This is a genomic window from Deinococcus fonticola, from assembly GCF_004634215.1.
Taxonomy (GTDB): domain Bacteria; phylum Deinococcota; class Deinococci; order Deinococcales; family Deinococcaceae; genus Deinococcus; species Deinococcus fonticola.
In genome coordinates this window covers 15596-33659 of sequence record NZ_SMMH01000026.1, presented here as the reverse complement: position 1 = coordinate 33659, position 18064 = coordinate 15596, and the positions used below count along the sequence as shown (strand labels likewise).

Annotated in this window: 21 protein-coding genes; 6 read left to right on the top strand and 15 right to left on the bottom strand. The window is 65.8% G+C overall.

The window, feature by feature from the left end; all coding sequences use genetic code 11:
* The first annotated feature begins 78 nt into the window (after positions 1-78).
* The 3 genes from lepB (at position 79) to E5Z01_RS14225 (ending at position 2160) form a co-directional block, all read left to right on the top strand.
* The gene (gene lepB, locus E5Z01_RS14235) at positions 79-702 is read left to right on the top strand and encodes a signal peptidase I (protein ID WP_135229965.1); all 624 of its coding nucleotides are present in this window, start codon (positions 79-81) and stop codon (positions 700-702) included.
* 166 nt (positions 703-868) lie between these two features.
* A complete protein-coding gene (locus E5Z01_RS14230) occupies positions 869-1393 on the top strand; it encodes a hypothetical protein (protein WP_240738449.1) in 525 nt (174 codons plus the stop codon).
* A gap of 89 nt (positions 1394-1482) precedes the next feature.
* Positions 1483-2160 (top strand): DUF2259 domain-containing protein, encoded by a 678-nt coding sequence (locus E5Z01_RS14225; protein ID WP_135229964.1) that lies wholly within the window; start codon positions 1483-1485, stop codon positions 2158-2160.
* Between the two features lie 252 nt (positions 2161-2412).
* Here the strand turns inward: E5Z01_RS14225 and E5Z01_RS14220 are convergent, their stop codons facing one another.
* The 4 genes from E5Z01_RS14220 to E5Z01_RS14205 all read right to left on the bottom strand — a co-directional run bounded on the left by E5Z01_RS14220 (position 2413) and on the right by E5Z01_RS14205 (position 5408).
* Positions 2413-2886 carry a MarR family winged helix-turn-helix transcriptional regulator gene (locus E5Z01_RS14220; RefSeq protein ID WP_135229963.1) on the bottom strand — a complete coding sequence of 158 codons (474 nt, stop codon included), beginning with the start codon at positions 2884-2886 and terminating at the stop codon, positions 2413-2415.
* A 148-nt stretch (positions 2887-3034) separates the two neighbouring features.
* Positions 3035-4291, bottom strand: coding sequence for an aspartate aminotransferase type Ic (locus tag E5Z01_RS14215; RefSeq protein ID WP_135229962.1), 1257 nt, complete (start codon positions 4289-4291; stop codon positions 3035-3037).
* 191 nt (positions 4292-4482) lie between these two features.
* Complete coding sequence (locus E5Z01_RS14210; protein ID WP_135229961.1) at positions 4483-4821, bottom strand: RNHCP domain-containing protein; 339 nt, start codon at positions 4819-4821, stop codon at positions 4483-4485.
* The gene (locus E5Z01_RS14205; RefSeq protein WP_135229960.1) at positions 4818-5408 is read right to left on the bottom strand and encodes a cob(I)yrinic acid a,c-diamide adenosyltransferase; all 591 of its coding nucleotides are present in this window, start codon (positions 5406-5408) and stop codon (positions 4818-4820) included. The genes E5Z01_RS14210 and E5Z01_RS14205 overlap by 4 nt, the downstream gene beginning before the upstream one ends.
* Before the next feature lie 93 nt (positions 5409-5501).
* On the opposite strand from E5Z01_RS14205, the gene E5Z01_RS14200 reads away from it, so the two are divergent.
* Complete coding sequence (locus tag E5Z01_RS14200) at positions 5502-5981, top strand: hypothetical protein (protein ID WP_135229959.1); 480 nt, start codon at positions 5502-5504, stop codon at positions 5979-5981.
* A gap of 216 nt (positions 5982-6197) precedes the next feature.
* On the opposite strand, the gene E5Z01_RS14195 is transcribed toward E5Z01_RS14200, so the two are convergent.
* Complete coding sequence (locus E5Z01_RS14195; protein ID WP_167757938.1) at positions 6198-6560, bottom strand: metal-sulfur cluster assembly factor; 363 nt, start codon at positions 6558-6560, stop codon at positions 6198-6200.
* Positions 6557-6871: a rhodanese-like domain-containing protein gene (locus E5Z01_RS14190; RefSeq protein ID WP_167757937.1), complete on the bottom strand. Its 315-nt coding sequence runs from the start codon at positions 6869-6871 to the stop codon at positions 6557-6559. The genes E5Z01_RS14195 and E5Z01_RS14190 overlap by 4 nt, the downstream gene beginning before the upstream one ends.
* A gap of 81 nt (positions 6872-6952) precedes the next feature.
* On the opposite strand from E5Z01_RS14190, the gene E5Z01_RS14185 reads away from it, so the two are divergent.
* Positions 6953-7228, top strand: a complete 276-nt coding sequence (locus E5Z01_RS14185) for a rhodanese-like domain-containing protein (RefSeq protein ID WP_119766029.1) — start codon at positions 6953-6955, stop codon at positions 7226-7228.
* A gap of 87 nt (positions 7229-7315) precedes the next feature.
* Here the strand turns inward: E5Z01_RS14185 and E5Z01_RS14180 are convergent, their stop codons facing one another.
* The 8 genes from E5Z01_RS14180 to E5Z01_RS14145 form a co-directional block, all read right to left on the bottom strand.
* Positions 7316-8878 (bottom strand): Rqc2 family fibronectin-binding protein, encoded by a 1563-nt coding sequence (locus E5Z01_RS14180; protein ID WP_135229957.1) that lies wholly within the window; start codon positions 8876-8878, stop codon positions 7316-7318.
* The gene (locus E5Z01_RS14175; RefSeq protein WP_240738447.1) at positions 8878-9966 is read right to left on the bottom strand and encodes a DsbA family protein; all 1089 of its coding nucleotides are present in this window, start codon (positions 9964-9966) and stop codon (positions 8878-8880) included. The genes E5Z01_RS14180 and E5Z01_RS14175 overlap by 1 nt, the downstream gene beginning before the upstream one ends.
* A 179-nt stretch (positions 9967-10145) precedes the next feature.
* Positions 10146-11246 carry a tRNA epoxyqueuosine(34) reductase QueG gene (gene queG, locus E5Z01_RS14170; protein WP_135229956.1) on the bottom strand — a complete coding sequence of 367 codons (1101 nt, stop codon included), beginning with the start codon at positions 11244-11246 and terminating at the stop codon, positions 10146-10148.
* Entirely contained in the window at positions 11246-12106 is an 861-nt protein-coding gene (locus E5Z01_RS14165) for a metallophosphoesterase (protein WP_233554685.1), read from the bottom strand. The genes queG and E5Z01_RS14165 overlap by 1 nt, the downstream gene beginning before the upstream one ends.
* On the bottom strand, positions 12103-12549 hold the full coding sequence (locus E5Z01_RS14160; RefSeq protein WP_276321255.1) for an NUDIX domain-containing protein: 447 nt from the start codon (positions 12547-12549) through the stop codon (positions 12103-12105). The genes E5Z01_RS14165 and E5Z01_RS14160 overlap by 4 nt, the downstream gene beginning before the upstream one ends.
* Positions 12550-12554: 5 nt before the next feature.
* Positions 12555-13271, bottom strand: a complete 717-nt coding sequence (gene hspR / locus E5Z01_RS14155) for a heat shock protein transcriptional repressor HspR, fused homodimer type (protein WP_135229955.1) — start codon at positions 13269-13271, stop codon at positions 12555-12557.
* Positions 13272-13622: 351 nt separating this feature from the next.
* On the bottom strand, positions 13623-14030 hold the full coding sequence (locus E5Z01_RS14150; protein WP_205750493.1) for a GNAT family N-acetyltransferase: 408 nt from the start codon (positions 14028-14030) through the stop codon (positions 13623-13625).
* 219 nt (positions 14031-14249) lie between these two features.
* The gene (locus E5Z01_RS14145; RefSeq protein ID WP_119766035.1) at positions 14250-14711 is read right to left on the bottom strand and encodes a hypothetical protein; all 462 of its coding nucleotides are present in this window, start codon (positions 14709-14711) and stop codon (positions 14250-14252) included.
* Between the two features lie 218 nt (positions 14712-14929).
* Here E5Z01_RS14145 and mutS point away from each other — a divergent pair, with 218 nt between their 5' ends.
* A complete protein-coding gene (mutS, locus tag E5Z01_RS14140; protein ID WP_135229977.1) occupies positions 14930-17413 on the top strand; it encodes a DNA mismatch repair protein MutS in 2484 nt (827 codons plus the stop codon).
* On the opposite strand, the gene E5Z01_RS14135 is transcribed toward mutS, so the two are convergent.
* The gene (locus E5Z01_RS14135) at positions 17400-18011 is read right to left on the bottom strand and encodes an NAD(P)H-dependent oxidoreductase (RefSeq protein ID WP_135229953.1); all 612 of its coding nucleotides are present in this window, start codon (positions 18009-18011) and stop codon (positions 17400-17402) included. The two genes, mutS and E5Z01_RS14135, sit on opposite strands and share 14 nt — an antisense overlap.
* Between the last annotated feature and the right edge of the window lie 53 nt (positions 18012-18064).

Genomic DNA, 18064 nt, shown 5'->3' with positions numbered 1-18064 from the left:
CATTCCTCGACCTCTTCATTTAAATTCACTCGCGCTGTTCGGACAAAATCACTGCGTTCTTTTGTCAAATGCTCTAGCATGCAGCGCGTGACCCCGCCCCAGGCCCGTTCCCCTGCCCCGTGGCGGGACTTCTGGCGCACCTGGGTGCTGGGGGCGCTGCTGCCGGTGTACCTGCTGACGACCTTCGTGGCGACCTTCGCCCGCGTGAATGGCGAGAGCATGGCCCCCACCCTGCACAGCGGGCAACTGCTGCTGCTGCTGAAGTACCCGCGCTGGCTGCACGCCTGGCACCTCAGCGGCCCCTACCTGAAGCGGGGCGACCTGGTGGTGTTCAAAATTCCTGCCGACAGCCCCTATGCCACAGAAACCATGTACGGCCTGCGTTACCGGCCCTACAACGTCAAGCGCGTGGTGGCGCTCGCCGGGGACACCGTGCGTATTCAGGGCGGGCAGCTGCTCGTGAATGGCCGCGTGGTGGCCGAACCCTACACCAGCCCCGAGGGGTACATGAACGAGCAGCCCGCCCAGGTCGTGCCCGGCGGCAAGGTGTGGGTGCTGGGCGACAACCGCCGCCTGGGTGACAGCCTGGACAGCCGAGCCTATGGCCCGGTGAGCGTGCGGGACGTGGCTGGCACCGCCAACCTGCGCCTGTGGCCCGCCCCTCGGAACCTGCGCCCAGACCAGAACGAGCGTTCAAAGTAGCCTTCCAGCCGCTGACCGCCTGGTTTTCTGGCCTGACTTGCTGGGGCGTGACTTGCTGGCTGTGCCGGGGCGTGAGATGTCTTCTCCAGGTGCTGCTGCTCTCCTGGTGAACGTCCCGTCAAGTTTTAACGCGCGCTTCCTCACATTCCTTTGTTAAGGTGCCGGCATGAAGATGTCCGCTGTGTTGCCCCACGTTCTGCTGACCGCTGCCTTGATCCTGCCGCACACCGCTGCAGCGCAGACCCTGGTGCCGTTCAGCGACCCCAAACTGCCTTACTCATTCAGCCACCCGCAGGGCTGGCTGGGCGTCGAACTGGGCGACAAGACCAGTGGCGTCAGCATGGTGTCCGGTAAGACGCCCCCCGCCACCATGATCCGGCTGCTGTACGCCCCCAAGGCGGGCGGGCAGACCCTCAACCTGACCGAGCAGTTCACCGGCTACGAGCAGGGCCTGAAGTCCACCGGGGTGAGTGTGCGCCCGCAGAGCAGCTACCCTGTCAGTTACGGCGGTCTGCGCGGCATGGAGCGCGAGTACATCGTCAGCAGCGGCAAGAAATCCATCAAGATGCGGGTCTGGTTCGCGCAGGGCAACAAGAACCTGTACTACTTCCAGCTGTCCGATACCGTCGAGCGTTACCCCACGTCCAGTCTGCTGTTCACCAAGGTCATGCGCACCGTCAGGTTCAAGTGAGCAGCCCCTTGAGCCAGGAGGCGCCGGGTAACGCAGGGAATAGGGAAGCCCGTTCCGGCAGGTTTCCTTTCTCTGCGTCAGGCCGCCGGATGCTGGCAGTGCTTGGTGCTGGCGTGCTGCTGGGCGGCGCGGCGCAGGCTGGAGACCGCCTGAGTGTGACCCGAGTTTCCTTCAATGCCGGGGCCAGCCACGCGCTGGCGATGGTGCAGGGTTCGCGGGACGGCAGCGGCTTTTCGGCGGCGCAACTGCACCTCCTCAACACCATGACGGGCCGCGAGTGGAAGGCCAGCCGGCAGGCGCAGCGTGAAAGCCCCAGCCCTCAGACCCTGATGGCTTCCCTCCTGGAGGCGCAGAAACCCGCCCTGAAACAGCAGGGATACGCGTCCGGCCTGACCTCGGTGCCGCGTTTCAAACGCACCTTTCCGGTGCAGGCCCCGACCTGGCAGGAAGGCGTGGGCGCCGGGCAGACAGAGCAGAACAGCGTGAAACTGTGGAGCCGCCCCGTGCCTGTAGATGTGCAGGTGCTGCCGGCCCAGACGCCGTGCCCGTGGCGCAAGATGCTGCCGCCCGGCAGCGTCCCCGCCCGGCTAATCCTTCGGGTGGGCGGGCGGCAGGTGGCGGCCACCGCCGTGCCCTGCGCGGCCCGCTACACCCTGGAGCGCGTGGACGTAAAAGGCAACCGCGCCCTGTTTACCCTGCGGGCGTACACCCCGGGTTTTGAAGGCCCGAATGCCCAACCGCTGTTCATCGCCACCACCTTCGACTGAACAGCCGGGCGGCGCAGCAGTCCTGGACAGAGTGGACACCTGAAGGCCAGCCCTCACACTGCGACAAAGAACACGCTGCTGAGGCGGCCCCAAATGAAAAGCCCTCGCGTGCATAAGGCGAGGGCTGTTTTCATTGGCTGGAATTATACGCTTGCCGGAAAAGGAGTTCTCGAATCGGAAAACGCCCATTCGAGAACTCCTTTTCCGGCAACCGTTTTGTTCCTTCTCGCTCCGCTCGGGTTGAACATCATGTCAACTGTTCAACCGGGATCCGTATGACTTCAAACTCAGGCCCAGTTTGCGGGTCAGGTAGGCCAGTTCCTGCACCTCTTCCGGTTCCAGGGCGCTGAACAGGCTGGTCAGTCCCTCGACGTGCGTCGGAAGGATATTCCGGATCAGGCTCTCACCGGTCGCGGTCAGGGTCACGATCATGACGCGGCGGTCGTTCGGGTCGCGTTCGCGGGTGACCAGGCCGTCGCGTTCCAGGTTGTCGATGACCATGGTCAGGTTGCCGCTGGAGCGCAGGATCTTCTCGGCCAGGCGGCGCTGGCTGAGTGGCCCCAGGTGCAGCAGGGCTTCGAGCACCCCGAATTGACTGATGGTCAGGTTGTGGGCCGCGAGGTGACGGTGCGCCGCCGTTTCCATGGCCTGGGCCGCCCGTGACAGTTTCACGTAGGCAGCGAGCGCCCGTTTTTCCTCCTGGGTTCCTGGGTAACGACTGGGCATCACCCTCCATCCTCGGGGGTAGGCACTGAAAAAGCAAGCGACCTTGAGCGGTAATTTACCGTGTAAACCGCGTTTGAAGAAAGTTCATTCACGGCCGTAAATGGGCGTATTCGGGAGGGCATCTGCTGGCGGCTCAGTGGTTGGCGGCTCAGCCCTGCCGCGCGCGGTGTTCCTCGGTGGCCAGGCGAATACAGGTCGCAATGCCCTGCATGGCCGTGCCCACTTCCTCCAGCGGGGGGCGCGTGGGGGCCAGGCGAATGTTGCGGTTATGAGGGTCTTTCCCGCCAGGGTAGGTCGCCCCGGCAGGCGTCAGGCTGATGCCGGCTTCCTCGGCCAGTTGCACCACCCGGTCGGCCACGGGCGCAGTCGTGTCCAGGCTGATGAAGTACCCGCCCCTCGGGTTGCCCCAGGTGGCGAACTCGCCGCCCGTGCCCAGTTCCTGGCCCAGCACCTCGCTGACCGCCCGGAATTTCGGGTCGATCAGCCGGGCGTGGTCGAGCATCAGGCCTTCCAGGCCGCCTTCATAGGCCTCCAGGAATTTCACGTGCCGCGCCTGCTCCAGCTTGTTCGGCCCGATGCTCTGCGCGTTGAGGTACTTGCTGACCCACTTGATGTTGTCCTCACTGCTGGCCATGAACCCCAGCCCCGCGCCCGCATACGTGACCTTGCTGGTGCTGGCGAACACGAAGGCCCGGTCCGGAAAGCCCGCGTCGCGGCACAGCGTCACGAGATTCACGGGCGTATCGCGCTCATCCGAGAGGTGGTGAGCCCGGTAGGCATCATCGGCAAAAATGGTGAAATCCTGCGCCGCTGCCTTCAGGCCCGCCAGCCGCGCCGCCTTCTGCGCACTGATGGTTTCGCCACCGGGGTTGCTGTAGGTCGGCACGAACAGCAGGCCCTTCACGCTGTCGTCCTGCCCGGCGAGGCGCTCGATGGCGTCCACGTCCGGCCCGTCGGGTTGCATGTCCACCGTCAGCAACTCGAAGCCCAGCGTCTCCAGCAGCAGAAAGTGACGGTCATACCCCGGCACGGTCACGATCATCTTCGGTTTGCCGTGCGCCCAAGGCCCCTTCGAGGCCCGCAAGCCGTGCAGCAGGGCAAAGGTCAGCACCAGGCCCTGCAATTCCAGCGAGGCGTTGTTCCACACCAGGACGTTCTCCGGCTTCACGTCCAGGTACTCCGCGAACAACTTCCGCGCACTCGGAAGGCCCGTCACGCCGCCCGGGTAATTGCGCAGATCCAGGCCGTCCATCTTCAGGTCGGCTTCGGTCAGCACGCTGAGCAGCCCGTTGCTGAGGTCAAAATCGGCGTCGCTGGGCTGGCCGCGCTGCATGTTCAATTTCAGGCCACGCGCTTTCAACGCCGCGTAAGCCGCCTGGGCCTGGGTCAGAGCATCACTCGTCATGATGCACAGCCTAACGTCACCCGGTCAGCAGGCGTCCAGCTTGTTAGATCAGGCGCGCAGGAGAGAGCAGCAGTGAGTGAAAAAACCGTCGGCTGGAGATGGTAACTCCAGTGTGCAATCCTGGCAACCAGTTATAAGAATTCCGGCCCCTCGGTGATGAAATCACTGGGAAGGAACAAACGATAGGCTCGCTACAGCTTCGGTCGGCTCAGCTCGATCAGGGCGTCCCAGTCGTCGGGCTGCTCGGGGTCGTCCAGGGCGGCCTTGTTGCGGCCCTCGAAGCCGCATCTGGCGCAGCGGTGGACGATGATCCAGCCTTTCTTGCCGCTCTGCTCGACGCCCACCGGCACCATGTCGCCGTGGCAGGTGCAGGCGCGGTCGCCGGGTTGAAGGTCGACATGCTTGCTGTGCAGGCATACCGGGCAGTGGTTGCGCACCGAACCGTTCGCCAGGGGCCGAATTTGCGCGCCGCAGTGACCGCAGGTAAAGCCGTTGTTGGTGCCCTGCACGGTGAACTTGCGGCCGGTCATGCGTTCTGGTCACCTGCTGGGCGGCGGTCACCCTTCTGCGCAGCTTCCTCATCGAGGCCCGCCCGGTGGTTCACGACCCGCGCCATAGCGAACAGCAGGTCGGACAGGCGGTTGAGGTACACCTGCGCGGCGTGGTTGGTTTCCTCGACTTCCATCAGCCGGATCACGTCGCGCTCGGCCCGGCGCGCCACCGCCCGCGCCACCTGCAACTGCGCCGCCGTCAGCGTGCCGCCCGGCTGAATAAACCACCGGATGGGCGGCGCGGCTTCCATATAGCGGTCGATCATGCCCTCGATGTCCGACAGGTCACGGTCGTCCAGGCGGCTCACGTTCTTCTCGTAAGGGCTGCCCGTGCGGGTCGAGAGGTCGGCGCCCAGGTCGTACAGCGCGTTTTGCAGATAATTCAGGTCGCCGTCCAGCCCGGCATCCTGCGCCTCGGCCCGGTTGTGCGCCCGCACCACGCCCAGCACGCTGTTCAGTTCATCGACTGCGCCGTAAGCCTCCACGCGCGGGTGCGCCTTGCTGACCCGGTCGGCCCCGTACAGCCCCGTCGTTCCGCCGTCTCCCGTTTTCGTGTAGAGCTTCATGGGTACAGGGTAAACGCTGAGCGCCCGCCCGGATGAACAGGCGTTGCCCCGCGCCTCACGCCCTGCCGGGCCGGGCGGGCCTACAGTAACCCCATGCCCCGACTGTTCCTGGCCCTGCTGGGCATCACTGCCCTGAGTTTAAGCGCCTGTGCCCCGGCGCCCCTAACCGCCCGCACCGCGCCGCCCGCCGCCGGGACGTGCGCCCCAGGCACCCGGCCCGTCACTGGCATCGCCGTGCAAAGCGTGTTCGATGGTGATTACGGCCCGCAACTCACCCAGTACCTGACCCGTCGCCTGAACGAGGAGGGGTTCAGGGCATACCGCAGCACCGATTACCCCGACGTGAACGCCGCCAGCATCAGCATCACGGGCCTGATCGATCACTGGGCCAACGCGCAGGATCAGGCCGCCCCGCGCGTCGGAGCCGCCGATATCCTGATCAGCGACCGGAACACCGGCACCACCCTCAACCGTTTTCAGGTGCAGCAGTCTGGTGTCTTCTTCGCCCCCAGCCTCCCCGAGTACGCCGAAGGCCTGCTCAGCGAAATTCAGCGACGCTATTGCCAGGTCTAACCCGACATCAGGAAAAGGCCGCCCTATCAGTGGGGCGGCCTTTTCGATGTCGGGGCGTTGATAAGCCTCCGTTTGTTTCGTGCTCCCTGCGGAACAACGCCGGAGGGTTCACTCTATGTCCGAGACGCTTTTTGTTCCTGTTCGCTCTGATTTCCAGCTTTGTAAGTCTGCTCGACCCTTTCCAGTGACTTCATCACCGAGGGGCCGGAATTCTTGTTACACGTTGAAGCCGAACATGCGCATCTGGCGCTTGCCGTCCTCGGTCATCTTGTCCGGCCCCCATGGTGGCACCCACACGAACTCCACGTTCACCTCGTTCACGCCCTCCAGGCGACTGACGGCCATTTCGGCGTCGGCGCGGATCAGGTCCTGTACGGGGCACCCCACGCTGGTCAGGGTCATGGTGATGTCCACCAGCCCGGTGTCCTGCACGTCCACATCGTAGATGAGGCCCAGATCGACCACATTCACGGGAATTTCCGGGTCTTTCACGACCTTCAGGGCTTCGAGCACCTGCTCGCGCGTGGGCAGGGCACCGTTGAGTTCGGCGGGCGTACCCGTCTGTTCGGGCTGCGTCATGCGTCCCCTCCCACCACGGGCAGGCCCGCTTCGTTCCAGGCCAGCGTGCCGCCCGCCAGGTTGGTCACGTCCGCGTACCCGTTTTGCAGCAGGAATTCGCCGGCACGGGCGCTGCGGGCACCACTGCGGCAGATCATCACGAGGGGCCGGTCCTTCGGCAGTTCGGCGTAGCGGGCTTCGAGTTCACTGAGGGGCAAGAGCTGCGCGCCCTCGGCGTGAATTTCGCTGTACTCGTTGGGCTCGCGCACGTCCACCAGCACCGCGCCGCCTTGCACCAGGGCCTGACCTTCAGCAGGGGAGACTTCTTTCATGCCCCCAGCATACCCGAGCGAACCACTCGGATTGTGGCGTGGCCCGGGACAGGCCAGGTCACCCACCGTACACTTTGAGCAGTGCCCCTTTCCGACGTTCACACCATCATCGACCTGCGCCCGGCCCAGGCCGGGGAACCGCTGGCCGGCCGCCTGCCCGTTGTTCGCCTCAGCATGGACGACATCGAGGAAGGCCGCCATGCCCTCACTCCGGCGGGTGGGCCCTACCTCGTCGTGTGTGAGCGCGGCGCCCACGCCGGCCTGGCCGCCCGTTACCTCCGCGCCGACGGCTTAAATGCCGAAGCGTGGACAGGCACCCCCGCCGCCCTGGGGCAGGCGCTGCGGGAAAACGAGTAGAGGAGAGGGGCGGCCAAGGCCTGTCACTCGCCAGAAAACGGTCAAGAGTCGCTGCCCTCTTAATTTGGCTCCCTCAAACTGGCCCGTTTAATCTGGCAGACTGCCGTCCACAAAAACTGTCTTCTGGTCAGTGTAGTGAACCTGTCCGGCGGGTGCGCCTTTAGGCCGCCACACGAACTTGATGCGTGTGTAATCCACCGGGACGTTGCTGCTGCCCCGCGCCTTGCTGTGCGCGGCGGCCAATTGAGCGGCGTACAGGATATCCGGTAGGTCCAGTTCCTTGCCGCCCGTGCGCACCAGGACGTGACTGCCGGGATACCCCTGGGCGTGAAACCACCAGTCCAGGCTTTTGCCGACGCGGTGCGTGAGGGTGGCGTTCTCCTTGTTGTTGCGGCCCACCAGCGCCTCGAAGCCGGTGGGGGTGGTGAAGCGGGCGCCGTAGGCGCTTTTCTCGGGCTTCTCAGATTCGAGTTCGGCGGCCAGGGCCTCCAGTTCGCCCAGGTCGGCATGGTCGAGACGGCCCAGGCGTTCCTGCGCCGCCTGAAATTCCGCTCTCAGGCTTTCCTCGCGCTCGGCCAGGCGCTCGTAGACCTCCTCACGGCGGCGGGCGCGGGTGTAGCGCTTCTCGGCGTTCTGGAGGGCCGTCAGTTGCGGTTCCAGTGAAATGGGAACGTCACGGCTGTCGTCGAAGGCCGGGAGGGTCACCTGGGGCGTTCCGGCCGGCACATCGTGGGCGTAGGCCATCAGCAGGTCGGCCTCCAGGCGGTCTTGCGCGGCCAGTTCCACGCCCTGCTCGGCGCGGGTCACGTCGCCCAGCTGGTTTTTCAGCAGGGTCAGGCGCTTGTCCAGCGGTTCGCGCAGCAGTTTGCGCAAGGACGCGGCTTTCTCGGCCCGCGCCGCCTCGCGGGCGCCGCCCTGCAAAGCCCCCTCACTGACCGAAGGGTCGGCCACCAGGGAACGCAGGGCCGCCAGCACGGCCGGCCACTGGTCTCCCGGCGCCTGCCCCAAGGTCATGTTGGCCCGCCGGGCCAGTTCGGCGCTCAGCAGTGGCCCCAGGCCGTCCACCCGGTCACGCCAGTTCACCACGGGGAGGGCAGCCAGGGAAGCGGCCTCCCGTTCCGTCATGATGCGCGGGTCGAATTTCTCGTAAGGCGGTGGGGGCGTATACGTGCCGCCGCTGCGCACGGTGCGGAAGCGGTTGCGGCTGCCGGTGATCTCGCGGGCGGCCAGGGCGATGCGGCCCGTGAAGCCCTCGCCCTCGTCGAGCACCAGCAGGTTGGCGTTGCGGCCCGTGACCTCGAACAGCAGCCGGGCGGGCGGCTGGTCAATGAAGCCGGCTTCCCCGGCGAAGTGCAGCGCCACCACCCGGTCGAGTTTCAGCTGCTCGACGCGCAGCAGCTCGCCGCGCACGCGGGCTGCCAGATAACGCTGAAAGCCGTTCTTCGGATCGCCGCGCAGCCGCTCACGGCTGATGAACAGCGCCGGTTGCGGCGGGCGGTAACTCAGCACCAGGTTGCCCAGCACCGCGCCGTCCGGGCCGCCCAGCAGCAGGGCTGAGGTCGTTTCGTCGGGAAAGGCCCAGCCCAGGTGCCGGGCCGGCAGCAGGGAGCCCAGGTCACGCAGCACCTGGGCCAGCATCAGGCCTTCCATCAGGGCCTGGCGGGCGTCGCCGCAGGCGTGGGCAGCGTCCCGGCCACACGGGCAAAGGCGATGAGGTTCAGCAGGCCGTTCGCGTCGTAGGCATTTCCGGCCCGGAAGCCGTTCACGAAGACCGTCGGCGTGCCGTTCAGGTTCAGGCGCAGGGCCTCTTGCAGCCCGGCGTCCACCGCCGCCTTCCCGGCGCGGCTTTCCACGCACTTCTGGAAGGCCGCGACATTCAGCCCCACCTTCCCGGCCAGGCGCACGAACACTTCCTGCGGGTTGCTGGCCAGCCAGCTGCGGTCCGTGAACAGCGCGTCCTTGTACGCCCAGAACTTGCCCTGCTGGCTGGCGCACTCGCTTGCCTCGGCGGACGGGCGGGCCAGCGGGTGAATCTGCTCCAGCGGAAAGTGGTGAAACTCGACAGAAACGTCATCCGGCAGTTTTGCCAGCAGGGTCGGCAGTGTTTCGGTCTCGAACTTCTGGCAGTAAGGACACTGGAAATCGCTGTACACGCGCACCACCACCGGTCTGGCCGATGGTGTCCTGGCGGGCCGCAGGGTTTTCACGGCCTGGAAGGCTCGGGCGTCCACCTGCGGCAGGCTGAGGGTCACCTTCAGCACGCCCCCCTCCGTTTTCGCGGAAAGCAGGTACTCCTCGGCCCCGACGCTGAAGCCCTGCGCCAGTTGCGCGGCCACGTCCGGACGGTTGAGGAACGCCTCCAGCGGCCCGGCCAGTTCCTCGCCGTACCCGCTCAACACGCCGATGACCTGCGCCACGCGAGCAACCGCACTGTTCGGCCCGCCGCTGCCCTGAGTCGAGGTGCCCGGTGCCGCTGCGGGCTGGGCCGCCGGAGCGGTGTATTTCACCTGCACCGTCCCCGACATCAGAAAGCCCTGGTTCTGGCTGAGCAGCACGCTGACGCCGCCCGGCAGCAGGTAGGTTCCCGCCGGCCCACGCGCCGCCCCCCCAAACAGCGCGTTCGACAGCACCGGGGCCGCCTGCCCTCCCACCTGGGCCTGCGCTGCGCCCAGCACCCCAGACGCCATTACCCCAGACGCCAGCAACGCGGCCAGCCAACGAGTTGAACGAAAAGTCATACCCACCATCCTAGAGCATGGGCCTGATTGGCCCATACGCCTTTAGAACAGCTTGCATAATTCCGCCATTTGTGGAACCCCGCCCCAAACGGCTCCAATATTCCAGCTGCTCGTTAAAAGTCACTCGTTCCACTCGGCATAAAAAGGGAGAACGACACGACCTTTTTATGCAAACTGCTCTAGGCCTGTTCTGCGATTCGCTGGGCGGTGCGCTGCACTTCCTCATGCGGGTCGTTCAGCAGCGGGGCAAGGTGTTTCTGTTCACCCCACTCGCCCAGTGCCCAGGCGGCGGCCTCGCGGACTTCCCAGGCGGGGTCTTCGCGCCCCAGCAGCAGCAGGGGCCAGCCTTGCGGGGCGCGGGTGTTGCCCAGCACGGTCAGGGCGTTGCGGGCCATGCCCTTGCGGCGCGGGCGCAAAAAAGCTGTGCCGCTGAACTGCCGCTCGAACTGCCGTTCGCTGACGCCAAAAAAACGCGACAGGTCGGGCCAGGCCAGTTGCGGATCGGGCCGGAAAAGACGGGCCAGCGGCCCGGCCTTCTGCGTCCATGGGCACACGGCGCTGCACACGTCACAGCCAAAAAGCCAGTCGCCCATGCGGCGCCGCAGCGAAAGGGGAATGGGCCCCCGGTGCTCGATGGTCAGGTAGGACAGGCACAGGTTGGCGTCGATGGTGCGCTCCGGGCCGATGGCCCCGGTGGGGCAGGCGCTGACGCAGCGCACGCAGCGGCCGCACCTGTCCGGGTGGGCCGGCGGAATGTCCTCCAGAGGAACATCCGTGAGCAGCACTGCCAGGGTCAGGAAGGCGCCGTAACTGGTGCTGACCAGCATGCCCGATTTGCCGCGCCAGCCCAGGAACGCCTGGGCACCGAACAGGCGCTCCAGCACCGGGCCGTGGTCCACATAGCCCCGTGCCCGCACGCCCAGGTCGGCGGCGCGGGCCTCCAGGGCGTTCAGCAGGGGTTGCAGCTGCTCGTGGTAATCGGGCGTCCAGGCGTAGCGCGCCACGCGGCCCACCCGCACGCCCCCCGCCGGGCGTTCAGGAGGTGCAAAGGCGTGCGATACCCCCAGCACCAGCGCGCTCTGCACGCCCTCCAGGCGCGAGGCCGGGTTCAGGCGCGTGGGGAACTGCCGTTCCAGGTAGGCCATCCCCGCGTGCTTTCCAGCGCTAAGCCACTGGGCGTACTGCGCGGCGGCCTCCGGCGGCACGCTCACGGGCGACCAGCCCACCACGTCCGCCCCCAGCTCCAGGGCCAGGGCTTCCAGGTGCTGCCGGGCGGACATCAGGATTCGGCAAGGGGAACAGCTGCCGCGTCGGGAAGTTCGGTCACGCGCACGACCTCTGCCACCTGCGTGCCTTCCAGGCGCGTGATGAACCCGGCCTCGGCGAAGTACGCCATGCCGCTGTCCACGTTCAGGCACAGGCCCCCCGCGTATTCGACGGGCGACACCAGATCAATCACCAGGCCCTGCGTGTTCTCGGCGTGCAGCAGGTGAACGGGCGTGTGACCGTGCATCAGCCGCCTCCCGCCCAGGCGTTCCAGCAGGTGCCGGGCCAGATCCTCACCGCCCGTGTCCGCGAAGTTCAGGCGATCCACGAAGGCGTTGGCAAATTCGCCCCAGTCGACCGGTTCAGGGCTTTGCAGCAGGTCGAGGACGCGCGCGTTCACGCCTTCCAGCGTGCTGCCCAGGTTCAGGTAGAACAGCGAGTCGGCGTGCATGGCCAGCCACTCGCCCACCCGCAGCAGGGCCGGACGGGACAGCAACCAGTCGATGTCCTCGGGCGTCGCCCCGCGCAGGTCGCTGCTCTGGCCGCCGTTTCCGGCCCAGTACATGTAGAACCCCAGGCGGTCACGCGGGTCGGCCACACGGAAGCGGTGCGCCGCCAGGAACATCACCTCGTGGTTGCCCAGCAGCGCCGAAACGCGCCCGCCCGCGTGAACTGCCTGCGCCTCCAGGCGCTGCACCAGCCGGATTACCCCCAGGCCGTCGGGCCCCCTATCCAGGTAGTCTCCCAGAAACAGCAGGTGCGCGTCTCCGCCCGCCCAGTTGCCGAGGTCATCGATCAGCCGGGCACGGTGCAGGAGCGTTCGCAGTTTCGGCAGGGCGCCGTGAATATCCCCCACCACCCACACGGCACTCACGCGGGCACGCTCCGCAACGCCGCAAAATAGGCCCGCGTGGCCGGGGAAACGTCTACGGGCAGATCATTCAGCGGCCACCAGCGCACCTCGGCGGCGTCATCGGCGGCTTTGGCCACCCCCTGCACCTCCCGCGTCACGAACAGCACCGTGACCCACTCCACGACGTTCCCGTCCGGGTAGAGGTGACGATGCTGCGGACCGCTGAACACACCCAGTAGTGTAAGCGTCCCGTCTGACAAACCTGTCTCTTCCTGAAGCTCGCGTGAGGCCGCCGCCTCCACCCGCTCGCCGGGTTCTACGCGCCCGCCCGGAATGTCCCACAGGCCGTTGTCGATCCGGCGCACCAGCAGCACCTGACCACCCCGCAGTACAGCTACGCCTGCACCAATTTGTTGTACAGGTACGCGTTGCTTCGAGAACCTGAAGTTCAGGGAGGACAGCACCCTGTTCACTCTTCTTCCGTTGATTCTTCCTCGTCGTAGGGGGCGGGCAGGGTGCGCCACTTGGTCATGCGGTCGGTGATGTCCTGCTGGATACGGCGCACGTTGCCTTCCAGATTGGCTTTGGCGCCGTCCAGTTCATGCCGCAGGCGCATGATCTCCTCGACACCCGCCAGGTTCACGCCGAGTTCCTGGGTCAGCCGCCGGATTTCGCGCAGGTGCTCGATATCGCGCTCGCTGTACAGGCGTGTTTTGCCGCTGCTGCGCCCGGGCCGAATGAGTTGCTTGCGCTCGTACAGGCGCAGGGTCTGCGGGTGCATATCCACCAGTTCCGCCGCGATGGAGATCACGTACACCGGGCGGTCTTTGGGGTCGGTGGGCGCGCCGGAAGAGGGCAGTTCACGCGCCTGCCCCTGCTGGCGCAGCTCGCCCTCGATGCGGGCAATTTCGGCCTCGAACTCGCCCTGAAGGTCATCGAGTTCGTGTTGCAGGCGCATGACCTCCTCGACGCCCGCCAGGTTCACGCCGAGTTCCTGGGTCAGCCGCCGGATTTCACGCAGGTGCTCGATGTCGCGTTCACTGTACAGGCGTGTTTTGCCGCTGCTGCGCCCAGGGCGGATCAGGCCCTTGCGCTCGTACAGGCGCAGGGTCTGCGGGTGCATATCCACCAGTTCCGCCGCGACGGAAATCACGTACACGGGGCGATGTTTAGAGTCCGACGCCATACCTTGCTTGAGTATACCGGAAGCAGGGTTTATGAGGGTGGTATCTGAACAAAGGGTTTTTACGACACAGAGAAAGCAAATCTGGATTCTTGAACTGAAAACATAAGGCCTCAGCTCCATCACCGTGTGGCAGAAAGCCAGCAGGGCACCAGCGTGCTCCGGGAGAGAGCACAACCCAGCCCCTGATAGGTTGAGCTAAACATCGGCCAGGTGACAGGAAAAAACGATGGGGGGCAGCCTGCGGGGTACGAAAAAGTCCCCATCGGCCCACACGGCCCGTCTGGAGGGATGGCCCTTTCTCCCGCGCCTGACGGAGCTGGAACCCGGCCTGTAAGGGCCTGCGGAAAGCGCTTACGGCTCCGAAGGGAAGGTCAGTCGGGCCACCACTTCTTCATCTTCCAATTCCCCTGTTTCCTCGAAACCCAGCCCCAGATACAGGTGGCGGGCCACGGTATTTCCCGGATGATAGGACAGGGCGAAGCGTCGGTCTCCATGCTGCGTTTCCAGGGCGGCCACGGCGGCCAGGGCAGCTTGTTTGCCATACCCCTGACCTTGAAAGGCCGCGTCCACCATAATCCCGCCCAGCCAGCAACTGCCGTCCTGCGGGTCGACCGCCCACATCAGAAAGCCAACGACCTGATCACCGCTTCGCACGGCCAGGGGCGACCATCCGGCAGGACTGTACTGGTATAAAGCCAGATTGAAGACCGGTGGATTGACGCTTTCCTGCTGCTCAGGCCTGACCTGGAGGGCAGCCACCGCCCTCCAGGTCTCGGAGGTGACTGCCTCGACAGCTACAGGGGGGCCAGACCTGGTAGGGCTTTGCATCAGAGGTACATATATCAGAGCGGCCCCTTTATCCCTGTGCCTGTTGGCCGCCACAGACGGTCTGGCATTTTTCTGTGACTCGACTCTCCGCCACTCCACCGCCAGGCATCTTAATCTGGCCGGTGCTCAGGAGGGAGAGATCGGCCTCCACTACTTGACTTTCTGGATGCCTTTTTCGGCGATGATCCAGAAGCGACCGGCCGTATCTGGCTGAACGTAAAAAGTATTCGGGGCGCTGTACCCGCGGCTGACACTCTGGCGTTGCGTATCGATCTGAACAATGCCGCCCTTCAGAAGCTGGAAGGTGGGGTTACGGTGAAGGTCTGGAGTTTCCACCAATGGAATACTGCGCAGCAGAGCCTTGTACTGAACGCCACTCATTTTCAGGGTACGAATCTCTCCATTCCCGGAGTGCCGATCCACCACAATGCTGGCGGTGTCGTGGTAAAGCTCGGCCAGCTGCTTGCCGTTGTTGGCTTTGACGGCCTGCAAGTAGGTGTCGTAAAACTTCTTTGAACCGTCAAGAAGCTGCGCGTCGGTCAGTTTAACCTGACTGGTCTGGGCAGCACCCAGGCTGGTGAGTGTCAGGAGGGCCAGAGCGGTCAGTCGCATGGAGACCCATTCTATTGACGAGTCGTGGGGCGCAGCAAGCAGAATTCTCGGTTCAAGCCTTACTCCTGAATCGATGGCATGCCAGCCTGCTAGGGTCGTTTTTGAATGAAATTGCACCTGTATATTTCGCTGTCAACAGAGGGATTGTGCGCTATGCTTCTGCGGTGAAATCGGCGCAGAGTGTCCTCAAAGGAACCGGGGCGGGGGCTTTGCCACCCATGCTGGAGCAGTACGTGCAGATGCGGGACGACGTGGCCGCCCAGCTTCCGCACGCCATCCTGCTGTTTCAGGTGGGCGATTTCTACGAGACCTTCGGTGAGGACGCCGAACGCACCGCCCGGCTACTTTCCCTGGCGCTGACGCACAAGAGCAGCAAGGACTTCTCGACGCCCATGGCCGGTATTCCCCTGCGGGCACTCGACCAGAACGTGGAGAAGCTGCTGGCGGCGGGCGTGTGCGTGGCGGTGGCCGACCAGACTGAGGAAGCGGGCAGCGGTCTGGTGGAGCGCAAGGTCACGCAGCTGCTGACACCCGGCACCGTCACCGAGGAACGCCACCTCAGCGCCGATGAAAACTACCTGGCGGCGGTCGCCACCGGGGACGGGTACGCGCTGGCGCTGCTGGACGTTTCGACCGGCGAGTTCCGCACGGCGGCCTTTCACACCCGGCTGGCGCTGTACGACGAACTGTCGCGCCACCGCGCCCGCGAGGTGCTGCTGGCCCCGGAACTGAGCGGCAACCCGGCCCTCCTCAGCGACTTTCAGGCGCGCTTTCCGGTGATGCTGTCGCCGGCCAACTTTGGTGAGGACGCGTCCCGGCAGGAGTTGGCCGCGCATCTGGGCGAAGTGCCCGGCACGCTGAGCACGGCCGCCCTGGTGCGCGCCTGCGGGGCGGTGCTGGGGTACGCCAAACTGACGCAGCAGGGACATCTGGAAATGGTGCGCCGCATCGTGCGCTTCGAGCCGGGAGCGCATATGCGCCTTTCAGACACCGCCGCCCGCGCCCTGGAACTGTTTCAGGCGCAGTCTCCGCAGGGTGTGACGCTGATGGACGTGCTGGCGCAGACGCGCACCGCCGGGGGCAAACGCCGCCTGCGGGCGTGGCTGCGGGCGCCGCTGCTCGATGAACTCAGCATTCGCGCCCGGCTGGACAGCGTGGAACTTCTGACCCGCGCCCCGGATCTGCGCGGCGCCGTTCGTTCACTGCTGTACCGCGCCCACGATCTGGAACGCCTGGCCGCCCGCGTCGCCACACGCCGCGCCACGCCCCGCGAAATTGCGGCGCTGGCCCGCACGCTGGAACTGTTGCCGGAAGCCGCGGGGCTGCTGCCCGCGCAGGACGGCCTGTTGGGCGGTATTCGCGCCCGCCTGGGCAGCCTGCCGGACGTGGTGACGCGCATTCGCGCCGCCATGGTCGACGACCCACCCATCCGCATCGGGGACGGCGGCCTGATCCGCGACGGGTTTCACGCCGAGCTGGACGACCTGCGTGCCGGGGCCATGGGGCACCGCGAATGGCTGGCCCAGCTGGAAGTGACCGAGCGGGCGCGCACCGGCATCGGCAGCCTGAAGGTGGGGTACAACAACGTGTTCGGGTACTACCTGGAAGTGACCGGAGCGCACCTGAGTAAGGTGCCCGCCGATTACCGCCAGATCGCCACGCTGAAAGACCGCGCCCGCTTCACCCGCCCGGACCTGCGCGAACACGAACGCGAAATTGCCCGCCTGGAGCTGGCCGCCGGTCGCCTGGAAGTGGACGTGTTCACCGAACTGCGCGAGTCGCTGGCCGCGCACGCCGAGCCTCTCGCCGAAGCCGCCGGAGCGCTGTCGGAACTGGACGTGCTGACCACCCTGGCCGAAATCGCCGCCGAGAAAGGCTGGACGCGTCCCCAAACCACCGACGGCCCCGCCACCCTCCGGCAGGCGCGTCACCCCGTGGTCGAGCAGGCCACCGGGGGCAAATTTGTTCCGAACGACGCGGAACTGAGTCCCCACCGCTTTACCCTGCTGCTGACCGGGCCGAACATGGCCGGCAAAAGCACCTACCTGCGCACCGTGGCCCTGTGCGCCCTGCTGCACCAGATCGGTTCCTTCGTTCCGGCAGACGGAGCGCACCTGCCCGTGTACGACGCCATTCACACCCGCATCGGGGCCAGCGACGACCTGGCGGGCGGGCGCAGCACCTTCATGGTGGAAATGACCGAACTGGCCGCCATCTTGCACAGCGCCACCCACCGCAGCCTGGTGATTCTCGACGAGGTGGGGCGCGGCACCAGTACTCTGGACGGCCTTGCCATCGCCCAGGCCGCGCTGGAGCACCTGCACGCCACCCGCGCCCACACGCTCTTCGCCACCCACTACTTCGAGCTGACGCGCCTGGAAACCGACCATCCCGGCCTGGTGAACCTGCACGTCGCCGCCGAGGAAGACGAGACCAAAAATGGAGGAACGGGTGGTCTCACCTTCTACCACCAGGTCATTCCCGGTGCCGCCCGCCAGAGCTACGGCGTGGAAGTCGCCCGCCTCGCCGGGTTGCCCGCGCCGGTCACGAACCGCGCCGCGAAACTCCTGACCGCCCTGAACACCAGCGGCGACGACCGGAAACTCATGCAGGAACTCGCCACATTGGATTTGAGCCGCCTGACGCCGATGCAGGCTTTGGAGGTATTGCACCGCTGGCAACGCGAGGTTACGAAGGAGTGAAGGCTGGCGGTCGGGCGCGGGAGTGGGCATGATCCCGCTGCGCCAGCCTGACCGTCTGGGCCAGCCACGCTTCCCGCTGCCTTGGTGTGCTGGTACGCAGTATGCCGAAGCGGGTGCTTTTGACCTTGAAGCCGCTGAACCCCAGCACGCCCTGAGCGATGGCTCTCACGGTGCTGTCGCCCATGACGGTACGCAGCAGCAGCGGCGGTGAGTCGGTGGTGACGATCAGGCGGGCGGTGCGGCCCCGCAGAAGTTTCTCCGGTATCAGGTGTCCGGGACGGTACTTGAAGGCGAACCCGGGCAGGAAAATCCGGTCGATGAACCCTTTCAGGACGGCGGGCATGGAACTCCACCAGGTGGGCGTGACCACGAGCAGGTGCTGACACCAGGTCAGGAGTTCCTGGGCGCGTTGCAGGTCAGGTTCGAGTGGCTGGATCGACCGGTAGCCGCGGTGCAGTGAGGGGTCAAAATTCAGCCGGGCAAGGTCGAGGATGTGCACTTCGGCACCACCTTGCCGGGCGGCCTGGGCGTAGTGGTGGGCCAGGGCATGGCAGTAGCTGTCGGGGTTGGGGTGGCCGATGAGAACGAGGGTGCGCACGGTTGAACCTCCAGGGCAGCCACACGCCGCCCGCAATCTTGACACTGTCAACT